Source organism: Pontivivens marinum, assembly GCF_900231835.1.
Lineage (GTDB): Bacteria > Pseudomonadota > Alphaproteobacteria > Rhodobacterales > Rhodobacteraceae > Pontivivens > Pontivivens marinum.
The window spans coordinates 981,240-993,988 of sequence record NZ_OCTN01000001.1; the positions used below are offsets into that span (position 1 = coordinate 981,240).

Annotated in this window: 11 protein-coding genes; 4 read left to right on the forward strand and 7 right to left on the reverse strand. The window is 60.2% G+C overall.

The window, feature by feature from the left end; genetic code table 11:
• The first annotated feature begins 151 nt into the window (after positions 1-151).
• Positions 152-1,234: a ribosome small subunit-dependent GTPase A gene (gene rsgA / locus CR254_RS04925; RefSeq protein WP_097928667.1), complete on the forward strand. Its 1,083-nt coding sequence runs from the start codon at positions 152-154 to the stop codon at positions 1,232-1,234.
• A 33-nt stretch (positions 1,235-1,267) separates the two neighbouring features.
• On the opposite strand, the gene mutL is transcribed toward rsgA, so the two are convergent.
• Positions 1,268-3,109: a DNA mismatch repair endonuclease MutL gene (mutL, locus tag CR254_RS04930; RefSeq protein WP_097928668.1), complete on the reverse strand. Its 1,842-nt coding sequence runs from the start codon at positions 3,107-3,109 to the stop codon at positions 1,268-1,270.
• Between the two features lie 189 nt (positions 3,110-3,298).
• Between mutL and CR254_RS04935 the strand changes: the two genes are divergently transcribed.
• The 3 genes from CR254_RS04935 to CR254_RS04945 all read left to right on the forward strand — a co-directional run bounded on the left by CR254_RS04935 (position 3,299) and on the right by CR254_RS04945 (position 7,398).
• Positions 3,299-4,867, forward strand: a complete 1,569-nt coding sequence (locus tag CR254_RS04935) for a Re/Si-specific NAD(P)(+) transhydrogenase subunit alpha (RefSeq protein ID WP_097928669.1) — start codon at positions 3,299-3,301, stop codon at positions 4,865-4,867.
• Positions 4,868-4,877: 10 nt separating this feature from the next.
• Positions 4,878-6,281 carry an NAD(P)(+) transhydrogenase (Re/Si-specific) subunit beta gene (locus CR254_RS04940; RefSeq protein ID WP_097928670.1) on the forward strand — a complete coding sequence of 468 codons (1,404 nt, stop codon included), beginning with the start codon at positions 4,878-4,880 and terminating at the stop codon, positions 6,279-6,281.
• 196 nt (positions 6,282-6,477) lie between these two features.
• On the forward strand, positions 6,478-7,398 hold the full coding sequence (locus CR254_RS04945) for a hypothetical protein (RefSeq protein ID WP_219617976.1): 921 nt from the start codon (positions 6,478-6,480) through the stop codon (positions 7,396-7,398).
• Positions 7,399-7,428: 30 nt separating this feature from the next.
• On the opposite strand, the gene CR254_RS04950 is transcribed toward CR254_RS04945, so the two are convergent.
• From CR254_RS04950 to CR254_RS04975, 6 genes are all read right to left on the reverse strand, one after another.
• On the reverse strand, positions 7,429-8,739 hold the full coding sequence (locus CR254_RS04950; RefSeq protein WP_097928672.1) for an ABC transporter permease family protein: 1,311 nt from the start codon (positions 8,737-8,739) through the stop codon (positions 7,429-7,431).
• Entirely contained in the window at positions 8,732-9,403 is a 672-nt protein-coding gene (locus CR254_RS04955; protein ID WP_097928673.1) for an ABC transporter ATP-binding protein, read from the reverse strand. Before CR254_RS04955 ends, CR254_RS04950 begins: the two co-directional genes overlap by 8 nt.
• Positions 9,403-9,618, reverse strand: a complete 216-nt coding sequence (locus CR254_RS04960; protein WP_097928674.1) for a hypothetical protein — start codon at positions 9,616-9,618, stop codon at positions 9,403-9,405. The genes CR254_RS04955 and CR254_RS04960 overlap by 1 nt, the downstream gene beginning before the upstream one ends.
• A 72-nt stretch (positions 9,619-9,690) precedes the next feature.
• Complete coding sequence (locus CR254_RS18180) at positions 9,691-10,083, reverse strand: alkaline phosphatase (protein WP_245851381.1); 393 nt, start codon at positions 10,081-10,083, stop codon at positions 9,691-9,693.
• An 85-nt stretch (positions 10,084-10,168) separates the two neighbouring features.
• Entirely contained in the window at positions 10,169-11,755 is a 1,587-nt protein-coding gene (locus tag CR254_RS04970) for a SulP family inorganic anion transporter (protein ID WP_219617977.1), read from the reverse strand.
• Between the two features lie 120 nt (positions 11,756-11,875).
• Positions 11,876-12,748, reverse strand: coding sequence for an S-methyl-5'-thioadenosine phosphorylase (locus tag CR254_RS04975; protein WP_097928675.1), 873 nt, complete (start codon positions 12,746-12,748; stop codon positions 11,876-11,878).
• Between the last annotated feature and the right edge of the window lies 1 nt (position 12,749).

A 12,749-nucleotide genomic window follows, 5' to 3' on the forward strand; every position in this document is an offset into this window, starting at 1 on the left:
AGTGGGGAGGCAACAGCCCTCCCGATGCACATTCAACACCCGACCACGTCGCCGACGGGATGTTGGCGCGACTGTTGAATTGCGCTCTCAGATATGACTGACACTCCAAACCCGCGCTGCTGATGCAGCCACGGTATGAAAGCAGACCTTCATGACACGGGATTACTCCACGTTTCTGCCACAGAAAACCACGCCCGCAGGGGCCGAGATACGACGCTCGATCATTACCAGCCTTGGCTGGAGACCCTTCTTTTCCCAACAGGTCAGCGCGGATGAGCTGATCGACACCCCGCCCGTTCGCATTGTCGAGGTGCACCGAAAGGCACTGCACGTTGTGGGCGACGGGATCGACACCTCGATCCGGCCGCTGCCAAATGTCACCGTTGGCGACTGGATCATGCTGAATCAGGACGACACGCTGTTGAGCCGCGCACTGGACCGGTTCAGCCTGATGAAGCGTCGTGCGCCGGGGTCAAACCTGCAAATCCAGTTGATCGCCTCGAATATCGACACGGCGTTCATCGTGTCCTCCTGCAACCCTGATTTTAACGTCGCACGGTTGGAGCGATATATCTCGCTCGCGATGGAGGCGGATACCGCGCCGGTCATCGTGCTGACCAAAACCGATCTGGCCGCCGATCCTGAGGACTATATCGCACAGGCGCGGGCAATCTCGGACGCTGTGCCGGTTGTCGCGCTGGATGCCCGTGGGGGCGCACCCCGCGAACAATTGGCGCAGTGGTGCAAGCCGGGTCAGACCGTTGCATTTTTCGGCACCTCCGGCGTTGGAAAATCAACGCTGACCAATGCGCTGGCCGGCAGTGATGCGATTGAGACGCAGGAAATCCGCGAGGATGACGCCCGCGGTCGCCACACCACCACGCGGCGGCAGTTATACATCGTGCCGAATGGTTGCATGGTTCTGGATACGCCCGGAATGCGCGAATTGCAGTTGATGGATTCTGCATCGGGCATCGACGATCTGTTCGCCGATCTGCATGCGCTATCCGCTCAGTGCAAATTCAACGACTGCAAGCACACCGTTGAACCCGGATGCGCGGTGCGCGCCGCGATTGAGAGTGGTGAGGTGGACGAGGCCCGCTATACCCGCTGGCTCAAACTGAAATCCGAGGATGCCGAAAACACCGTAACCATGGCGATGCGCAAGGCAAAGGATAAGGTTCTGGGCAAAAACATCCGCAAAATCCAGAAGAAGAACAAGAAGTCGAACTGACCCAACAGGCCGCTTGTGCTGCCCGCGTGGCGGTCACGAGCGGCCGAATAACCGCTCGATATCCTTCATCTTCAGCTCCACATAGGTGGGCCGCCCGTGATTGCACTGACCGGAATGGGGCGTGGCCTCCATTTCGCGCAGCAATGCATTCATCTCCTCGGCCTGCATCCGGCGACCAGTGCGCACGGACCCATGGCAGGCAATCCGGCTGAGGATCGCGTCCAACCTATCCGCAATGCGCGTCGTGGTGCCCTGATCGGCCAGTTCATCACAGATATCGGTCAGCAATGCCTTGCCGTCCACCTGCCCCAATGCAGCGGGAACCGATTGAATGGCAATTGCGCCGGCGCCAAAGGGTTCCAGTTCCAACCCCACCTGCGCCAAAGCCTCAAACGCATCGGTCAGGCGGGCAACATCATCAGCGGCAAGGTCAACAATATCGGGGATCAGCAAGGCCTGCGTCGGGACGGATCGGGCGGCGGCCTGCCCCTTGAGCCGTTCATAGACCAGACGCTCATGCGCGGCATGGGCATCGACGAGGATCATGCCATCGGGCGTTTGGGCAACGATGTAATTCTCATGCAATTGCGCGCGCGCAACACCAAGCGGATAGGATGGGGCGTCCTGCTCCGGTATCCCGGGACTGTCATCCACCACAGCAGGTTCAACCCGCGCACCGGTCCAGCCGACGCTTTCCTCGGCAAATCCCCGTGGCGATTGCAGTTGATAGGCCGCTGACCGCGCGCCAAGTGACGGGCGGTCCATCTGGTAGATCGGCGCATTGGGGGCCGTGCGCGGCTGCATCGCGCCCAGTGTCGCATCGGCAACGGTTGTGGATGCACGGTGCCCTGCCTCGGCCAAAGCATGGCGTAGGCCAGACACGATCAGGCCACGAGCCAGCGCGGGTTCGCGAAACCGGACCTCCGTCTTGGCCGGATGCACGTTCACGTCCACCTCCTCGGGCGGGCAGGTCAGGAACAGGCAGACGGCGGGGTGACGATCACGGCTGAGGAAATCGGCATAGGCCCCGCGCAGCGCGCCGGTCAGTACCTTGTCCCGCACGGGGCGGCCATTCACGAACAGGAACTGCGCCACCGCCGCACCACGGCTATAGGTCGGCAAGGCGGCAAAGCCGGTCATGGTGATGCCCTGACGCTCGGCGTTGATCTCAATCGCGTTGGCGCGGAAATCACGGCCCAGAACGGCCTCCATCCGCGCGGCGGGATCGCCCCGCTCGGCGGAATAGATCACGCGCCCCTCGCCACCGCCGGACACGTCACGCAACGTGATAGCAACCGAAGGCGCGGAGAGGCTGAGGCGCTTCACCACCTCGGAGATCGCCTGTAGCTCCGCCCGATCGGTGCGTAGGAATTTCAGCCGTGCAGGGGTCGCGTAGAACAGGTCACGTACCTCAACCACCGTGCCGCCGCGCAGAGAACAGGGGGTTGGCGTGCTGAGCACACCGCCATTGACGGCCACCTCCCATGCCTCATCCCCCGCGACGCGGCTGGACAGACGCAGGCGTGCAACCGCCCCGATCGAGGGCAGCGCCTCACCCCGAAACCCGAAGGAACGGATATTGACCAGATCATCGCCGTCCAGCTTGGACGTGGCATGGCGGCTAAGCGCGAGGGAAAGTTCCGATTGCGGAATGCCGTGACCATCATCCGTGACGCGGATCAGGGTTTTCCCGCCATCAGCCACGGCAATGGTGATACGGCTGGAACCGGCATCCAATGCGTTCTCCAGCAGTTCCTTCACCGCGCTGGCCGGACGCTCCACCACCTCCCCCGCCGCGATACGGTTGGATTCGGTTGCATCGAGTTGACGGATCACACGTCGTTCGGCATCTATATAGCGGTCTGGTTGGCTCATCCGGCTAGATTTAGCAGGCTAAGGCCGAGTCGCCCAGCCGCAACACGTGCGAAATAACTGCAAAGAGTTACCCCACGACACTAGACATAAAGTTGCGTTTTGGCATTGCAGATAAGGAAACTTGGCTTCCCTATCGGCCATGCACGTGTCACATAATCCGCAACTGCTGCCTTGCGAGGAGAAATGCCCATGAAAATCGGCGCGATTAAGGAAACTTGGCCAGGAGAGGCGCGCGTTGCAATGACCCCGCAAAGCGTCGTCGCACTCGCCAAACTTGGCCATACATGTGTCATTGAGGCGGGTGCCGGTGCGGCTGCACGTTTCAACGACGCCGACTACACCGCCGCCGGCGCAGAGGTCGTCGCAGATGCGGCGGCTGTCTATGCTGCTGCCGATGTGATCAGCAAGGTGCGCGCCCCCGCGGACGCCGAAATCGGTCATATTCGTGCCGGTCAGACCATCATCTCGTTCATCTGGCCTGCCCAGAACCCCGAGCTGCTGGAAACATTGCAGGGCAAGGGTGCCACCGTCATCGCAATGGACATGGTGCCACGTATTTCGCGTGCGCAGAAAATGGACGCCCTGTCCTCGATGGCCAATATCGGCGGCTATCGCGCCGTTGTTGAGGCGTCGAACAATTTCGGACGCTTCTTTACCGGTCAGATCACCGCTGCGGGTAAGGTTCCCCCGGCCAAGGTTCTGGTTGTAGGTGCTGGCGTTGCCGGTCTTGCCGCGATTGGGGCTGCCACCTCGATGGGTGCGATCACCTATGCGTTCGACGTTCGCCCCGAAGTGGCAGAGCAGATCGAATCCATGGGCGCCGAATTCGTCTACCTCGACTTTGACGAGGAACAGACCGATGGCGCGGAAACCGGCGGCTATGCGGCCCCGTCCAGCCCTGAATTCCGTGAAAAGCAGCTCGCCAAATTCCGCGAACTGGCCCCCGAGGTTGATATCGTCATCACCACGGCCCTGATCCCCGGACGCGACGCGCCGATCCTGTGGACCAAGGACATGGTTGAGGCGATGAAGCCCGGCTCCGTCATTGTTGACCTCGCAGCAGAGCGTGGCGGCAACTGTGAGCTGACCGTCGAGAACGAGAAGATCGAGAGCGCCAACGGCGTGACGATCATTGGCTACACCGATCTGCCCAGCCGCATGGCGACGCAATCCTCGACGCTGTACGCCACCAACATCCGCCACATGATGGACGACCTGACACCGGCAAATGACGGTGTGATCGTGCAGAACATGGAGGATGACGTCATTCGCGGCGCGACCGTGGTGCATGATAACGCCATCACCTTCCCGCCGCCCCCGCCCAAGACGAAGGCGATTGCGGCTGCAAAACCGAAGGCACCTGAAAAGACGCCCGAGGAAAAAGCCGCCGAGGAAGCCGCCGCTGCACGCAAAAGCGGCCAGATGCAGATGGCGACCCTGATCGGTGGTGGCCTGCTGGTCCTGCTGCTGGGTGGCGTTGCGCCTGCCAGCTTCATGTCGCACTTCATCGTATTCGTTCTGGCCTGCTTCATCGGATATCAGGTGATCTGGTCGGTTACGGCCGCGCTGCACACGCCGCTGATGGCTGTGACCAACGCGATTTCATCGATCATCATCATCGGTGCGATGCTGCAAATCGGATCGGGCGAGGGCTGGGCCGTTGTGCTGGCCGCGATTGCCGTGCTGATCGCCTCCATCAATATCGTCGGTGGCTTCATGGTGACGCGCCGTATGCTCGCCATGTTCCAGAAGAGCTGAGGAAACGACAATGAACACCGGACTTATCTCCGCGGCATATGTTGTCGCGGCTATCCTCTTTATCCTGTCTCTGGCGGGTCTGAGCAATCAGGAAAGCTCTAAAAAGGGCGTCATCTATGGCATGGTCGGCATGGCGCTGGCCGTTGTCGCAACCTTCTTTGCCGAGGCCACGGGCAACTACTTTGTCCTGATCCCTGCCCTGCTGATCGGCGGCGCAATCGGTTCGTACATCGCGGTTAAGGTTGAAATGACCGGCATGCCGCAACTGGTCGCGGCGATGCACTCGCTGGTCGGTCTGGCTGCGGTCTTTATCGGCGTGAACACCATTATCGACCCCCCGCACAAGATCGGGATCGAGTTTGGGATCATGGAGGTCGAGGTCTTCCTCGGCGTCTTTATCGGTGCTGTCACCTTTACCGGCTCGGTTGTCGCCTATGGTAAGCTGGCGGGCCAGATCAACGGTAAGGCGCTGATCCTGCCGATGCGGCATGCGTTCAACGTGGCGCTTGTGCTTGTCTCGATCATCATCGGTTACAGCTTTGCGGCGTCTAACGGCGTGAATGCCGAGGGTGTGATGCAGGACGCATCGACATGGCAGCTTTGGCTGGTTGCGGTGCTGGCTGGTATCCTTGGCTGGCACCTGGTTATGGCCATTGGCGGTGCGGATATGCCCGTGGTTGTGTCCATGCTGAACAGCTATTCCGGCTGGGCGGCTGCGGCGATCGGCTTTACGCTGGGCAACGATCTGCTGATCGTGACCGGTGCGCTGGTTGGCTCGTCCGGTGCGATCCTCAGCTACATCATGTGTAAAGCGATGAACCGGAACTTCGTGTCCGTGATCCTCGGCGGTTTTGGTGGCGCCTCTGGCCCCGCAATGGAAATCGACGGTGAAATGATCGGAACCGATGCGGATCACGTTGCCGCCGCACTGGACGAGGCAGATAGCGTCGTCATCGTGCCCGGCTACGGTCTGGCGGTCGCACAGGCACAGTCCAGCGTTTCCGAGCTGACCAAGCGTCTGCGCGCACAGGGTAAGGAAGTTCGCTTCGCCATCCACCCTGTTGCCGGTCGTCTGCCCGGTCACATGAACGTTCTGCTGGCCGAGGCAAAAGTGCCCTATGACATCGTGCTGGAGATGGAGGAGATCAACGACGACTTCCCCAATACAGACGTTGTGATGATCATCGGCGCCAACGACATTGTGAACCCTGCTGCACAAGAGGATCCGAATTCGCCCATCGCGGGCATGCCGGTTCTGGAAGTGTGGAAGGCAAAGCAGGTCTTTATTTCCAAGCGGGGTCAGGGCACCGGCTATTCCGGCATTGAGAACCCACTGTTCTTTAAGGAAAATAGCCGCATGTTCTATGGTGATGCAAAGGCATCGCTGGACGCGCTGCTGGGTCGCATCAGCTAACCCCAGCGGATAGCGCAAATGTTAAGGCCCGGCGGATCCCCGCTGGGCCTTTTTTATTGCGCATAACAACCCCTGCGCAGAACGCAGCGTCGGCCCACAACCGCAATCCATGGTCAATGGACACATCGCCAAGAACATGCAAAAGAGCAGCAAATCAGCGCAAGCGCGTGGCAAGAAATCGACCGAAAGCATCCAAATGAAGCACTATATTCTGGGCACAGCCCTGTCCCTCCTCGCGCTGAACACGCCTGCACTTGCTCAAGATGACGCCACTGCAACGGCACTGGGCATCAATACGATCAACGCGGCGCAGACGCTGATTACTTCGGTCGAGTATATGCTGGACCATTCCTGCCAGATCAGCCTGAGCGAAAGCGCAGAGGCCGTCACCGCCCTGCAAAACGATGTTGAGACGTTCCACAGCACCCTCGCCCTGCTGCGCACCGGTGGTGAGGCTGAGGGCATTGCGCCGGTACGCTCGCGCCGCGCGCAGCGTGCATTGGACACGCTAGAGCAGGAGGTTGAGGCCTATCTGGCCTTTGCCACCTTTGGCACACGTGGCACGATGTCTGCACCCTATCTGGATCAACTATATCTGGCACATGCGCCGATCCCCGATGCCTCGCATGAGGTTGTGGATGTCCTGAACACCACCTTTATGTTGCAGCGGATTGGCATGCTGGAATCTTCGACCCTGGGCGCGCTGACCGATATCACGCAGCGGGCAACGACCATCAGCGCCAATCTGTGCCTGATCGCCGTGGACCAGCATAGCGATGCCGCGATCGCCACGCTGAACGACGTTTTGCAGGAGATCGAGCAGAATCTGGACCTGCTGGCCACCGGTGACGCGATGCAGAAAATCCTGCCCCCAACGCCTGAAATGCGTGCGGCACTGGATTGCGTTGCGGCTGATTTCACCGAAGTGCAGTCCTTTGTCGCGCCCTATCTCGACGGCACCACACGCCCAACGGTTGAGCAATTCGCCCATGCCAGCGCCATGCTGGGCGCGCTGGAGGCAAATGCCCAAACCTCCGTTGAGGTATTCGAGGCAGACGTGATCGGCACACCAACCGCGAATGACGGCTGCACCGCACCGCGCAATCCGGCCAGCTAATCACAGCGTCTGGGCGGCGAATGCGTCGCCCTATCCGCGCACCCTGCGCGCAATATCCCCCCGCAATCCAAATAGCGCGGGCAGCACGGCCGCAATGGCAGCGGCCAATATGAATGCTGCGGTCAGGCGTATCTCGGCCCAGCCGATATCCGCTGTCATACTCAACCCTGTTCGGATTTCGATCATGGATGACAGCGCGGATGTCACGCCCAGTGACAGGATCAGTCCAATCACGCTGCCCAACAGCACAAGCCCCATCGCGTAACTCCAGATCACAGCGGACACAAACCGTAACGGTGCGCCCAGTGCATGCAGCAACGCCAATTGCCGTGCGAACAGCCGGATCAGCAGGGTCAGCCCCGCCAGAACCGCAATTGCCACCAGCCCTTGGCTAACCACTGTCAGCAGGGACACCGCCCCGCGAATATCCCCCATCAGGCCGTGAAGCTGGCTCGACACGGCACCGGGCAGGATCGCCATCATATCATCCCGCGTGAACTGCTGGCGTAGGGAATCGGTGGCGTCAGGCTCGGTCGGGATCACCAGAACCGCGGTCGCACCCAAGAAATGCGCCGCATCAAAGGGTCCGCCCATCAGTGGTGCAGCAACGCCGCCAGCCCCATCCCCCAGTCCGTCAACCTGCCAGAGCCCCTCAATCGGCATCAGGATCGCGTTGTCCCATGGGGTGCCTGTTGGCGCCATCTGGCCAATAATTGCGATCTCATGACCGCCATGGGCGCCCTGCTCAGCCAACTGCCCAACACCATGCGCGGGTGCGATGTAATCCCCTAGGCTCAGCGTGACCGAGGCCCCGATTACGGCCTGTTGATAGGTGGCAAAACCATGCCCCTGCGCCAATTGCGGTGACAGATGCGCAATCAGCTCCGGCACGGTTCCCACCGCGGGATGTCCCGGCCAACTGTCGCCAAAGGCAATGGGCGCGGCCAGTGCCACACGCGGATTTGCCGCGATCTCAGCAAATGCTTCCCCATCGACCAGACCGATATCCGCCGGCTGCAAATAGACCGCGCTGAATAACAACGTCACCTCACTGCCCGGTGCGCCAACGATCAAATCAAACTTGTCTGTCGCCTGCGCGCTGGCCCGTCGCAGGCCCCGCTCCTGTGCGATCAATCCACATCCAATCGCTACGGACATCGCGATCAACCCAACGAAGACGGCATTGATCGCCAAGTGCCGCCGCAGCAATGCCCGCACCATCACATAGGGCGCAAAGCGGCGCAGCAGCACCACCGCGATCACCGCAACGGGCACCAGCAGCGCCGTCAATATCATGCTGTCCTGCGCCATTACCGGCAGGCCCAACCATAGGTCACGCATCCCGCAATACTCCGCTGTCAACGCCCAGAACCCGATCCACCGCCATGATCAGATTGGCGTCATGGCTGACCACGATCAGGGTCATGTTGTGGCGTTTGGTGTGGACCAGCAGATCCTCGATCAAGCGGTCGGCGGTTTGCCGGTCCAGATTCGCCGTCGGCTCATCCGCCAGCAACACATCAGGTGTTCGGGCCAATGCGCGGGCCACCGCGACACGCTGCCGCTCACCACCGGACATGCGCGCGACAGGGGGCAAATCATCACGATGAACACCGAAGGTCATCAGCGCCTGCTTGGCCGCCGCACGAATAGTTGCCCGCTGATCACGTGGCGAAAAACCGGCGGCAATGGCGGCGTTTTGTTCGGCGCCCAGCTCCTCGAACAACAAGTGATCCTGAAACACCATGCTCAGATACTGCCCGCGAAAGGCAGTGCGCGCCGCCCCTGACAGCGCGTGAAAGGCCGTATCGCCCCAATGGATCGCCCCGCCCCTTGGCATGGTTAAGCCCGCGATGACATTCAGAAAGGTGGATTTCCCCGCGCCCGATGGCCCCCGAACCGCAACGGTTTGCCCCGCCGGGATGTCCACATCGCCGGTTTGTAGCAAAACGCGGCCATTATCGGCCGTGACGGATACGTCGCGCAGCGCCAATGACAGCCCCATCATGCGCGTCCAAACGTGGCATCGGTCAATCGGACGTGACTGACAAATCCGGTCTCAGGATCACGCCAGTCGGCAGCGTTCTCGCAAAGCAGACAGGTCACAATGAGGCGTGGCCGCGCCATATATCCACGTAATGCAGCCCGCTGTTCCACCTGTGCCTGTGCAGGCATAGCAAGTTTAGCAGCGGCAAAAGACAGGAAGGTACGGCGGCGCATCGCATACTCCAAAATATAGCGCGAGGGGAGCGACCTCCCGCATCTCGCGTGGTGGCGATGGTGTAAGTTTGCTCAGCCGTAACGCCGGAACGACACGCTCATGGCAAAATCGATGGTGCAGGTGTGCATAGGAGCGATGAGCTGGGTCGTGATATCGGTCTGGGTGCTGCAATCGTCGTGGACCGCGTTTTCGCCAAGGTTGATCAGGTTAAGGCGCTGCTCCACGCCCGTATTCATCGCCCCTGCGGTGGGTGCGGAATCCGGTGTTTGGGCGTTGATGTTATAGGTTTTGACCAAGGCGAGGTTTGGAACTGCCTCATAGGGCGAGACATGTTCCGCAACCATCAGGATCACGTTCAGGGTACGCCCCTCAATCGGTTGTGCGACCTGAACGGGGGCGTCCTGTGCGCTGACACCGGTGGTGAGCATCGCGGCAGACAGCATAAAGCTGACGAGAGCTCTCATCGGTTACCTCCTGTCGGATCAGCGTTATTTCACCGACAGAAGGTAGCCTAATTCTGTGACGATGCCGTTACAGCATCCTCTGTTATCAGTGACCTACAGGTTCACCGGGAGGGTTATCACGATCCACGAACAGTTCGTATTTCGGGTCGTGCTCCTCATCGCGAACCACCAGTTTGGTGTAATCGCCCAAACGCTTGGCGCAATCGCGGCTGAGGCCGTGAAACTCCAGCACTTTGCCCTCACGGGTATAACGTTCGGCAAGGGATTTCAGCGCATCAACGCCGGACATGTCCCAAACGCGGCTTTCCGTGAAATCAGCGATCACCCGCGCCGGATCGGTTTTCGGGGTAAACAGCTCCCGGAACTTCTCGGTCGAGGCGAACATAACCGGACCATTCAGGTGATAGGTCTTCAGGTTGCCATCCTCGGACCGCCACGAACGGGCGCTAACCAGACGGCTAACACGCCAAGAATGGACCAAGCTGGCCAGAATGATACCAACCACAACCGCGATTGCCAGATCCTCGATCACGGTCACACCGGTCACAACCACGATCAGCAAGGCATCCGACAGGGGAACGCGGCGCATGACCTGAAAGGTGCGCCAAGCGAACGTGCCGATCACAACCATGAACATCACACCGGTCAACGCGGCCAGCGGGATTTGCTCGATCAGGGCGGAGCCGAACAGGATAAAGCTGAGCAAGGCCAGCGCTGCAACCACACCGGACAGGCGATGCCGCGCGCCGGAGGAAATGTTGATCATGCTCTGCCCGATCATCGCACAACCACCCATACCGCCAAAGAAGCCGGTCACGATGTTTGCAGCACCCTGCGCCATACACTCAACCGAGTTACGACCGCGGGTTTCGGTGATCTCGTCAATCAGGTTCAGCGTTAGCAAGCTTTCAATCAGACCAATGCCTGCAAGGATGATCGCATAGGGGAAAATGATATACAGCGTTTCCATATTCATCGGAACAACAGGCAACGCAAAGGTAGGCAAGCCACCCTGAATATCAGCCAGATCGCCAACATTGCGCGTGTCCAGCCCCAGCAGCTCCACCACGGCCCAGACACCGATAATCGCCACCAGCGGCGCGGGAACCGTTTTCGTCAGGCGGGGCAGCAGCCAAATAATCGCCATCGCCAGACCGACCAGCGCCAGCATCAGCGCCATATCCGCGCCCTGCAACCATGTGTGGCCCCCATCCGGCGTGCGGACCTGAAATTGCTCAAGCTGTGCGAGGAAAATCACAATGGCCAGACCGTTGACGAAGCCCATCATGACCGGCTGCGGCACCAGACGGATGAATTTACCCCAGCGCAGCGCGCCAAAGATCATCTGTATGATCCCCATCAAAACCACGGTCGCGAACAGATATTGCACGCCATGTTCCGCCACCAGCGCAACCATAACCACGGCCAGCGCGCCAGTTGCGCCCGAAATCATGCCCGGACGACCACCAAATAGCGACGTAATCAGACCAACCATAAACGCCGCATACAGCCCGACCAGCGGCTCCACACCAGCGACAAAGGCGAAGGCAACTGCCTCTGGCACCAGTGCCAATGCAACTGTGATACCGGACAGAACTTCTGTCCGCATTTGCGGTACAGACATACGAAACAGCTGGTCAAAATGCCGCTGTAGGCGAGGTGCCAAGAACATAGTTTTCCTCTCAAGATGATTCGCTGCACCGCAACGAGGCGAGAGCAAGAGGCGCATTAGCATTTGCGCATCAAAAACGGAAGCCTACGGCACCCCACCCACGGGGCATGCGATACCGCGTTACAACACCCGTCCGGCAACCGCGCCCAGCTTTGCAACCAAGGCGGCATCGCGATGTTCCGGCCCTGTCAGCACGGCAAATTCCAGCGCCTTGTCACAACCATGGGGGCAATCTGCGCGCTGCGCTCCCAGCAATTCGGGCAATCGGGCAACCAGACCGCGCGCCTTATCCGCATTGCCCATCAGCGTCGCGATGATCTTGGTCACATCAACTTCGCCATGGTCAGGGTGCCAACTGTCGTAATCCGTCACCATCGCAACGGAGGCGTAGCAAAGCTCTGCCTCACGCGCCAACTTGGCCTCGGGCATATTGGTCATGCCGATCACATCAGCGCCCCATGCCTCACGATACATCCTGGATTCCGCGAGGGTCGAGAATTGCGGCCCCTCCATCGCCAGATAGGTTCCGCCACGATGCACATTGATCCCCTCGGCCCGCGCAGCAGCCTCCGCCGCGTCGGACAGGCGTGGGCAGGTCGGATGCGCCACGGACACATGGGCCACGCAACCGGGGCCAAAGAACGACTTTTCCCGCGCAAAGGTCCGGTCGATGAACTGATCCACGATAACGAAATCACCCGGCGCCATTTCATCGCGGAAGCTGCCAGTCGCAGACAGGCTGAACACATCCGTCACGCCCAACTGCTTCATCGCGTCAATATTGGCACGATAGGGCACCGAGGATGGCGTATGCACATGGCCGCGCCCGTGACGCGGCAGGAACACCATCTTCACCCCGTTCAGCATTCCGGTGAAAAATTGATCAGAGGGCGCACCCCATGGCGTTTCAACACTGACCCACGTTGCGTCCTGTAGGCCTGCAATCTCGTACAAGCCCGAACCGCCGATAATTCCGATAACTGCCTGTGTCATA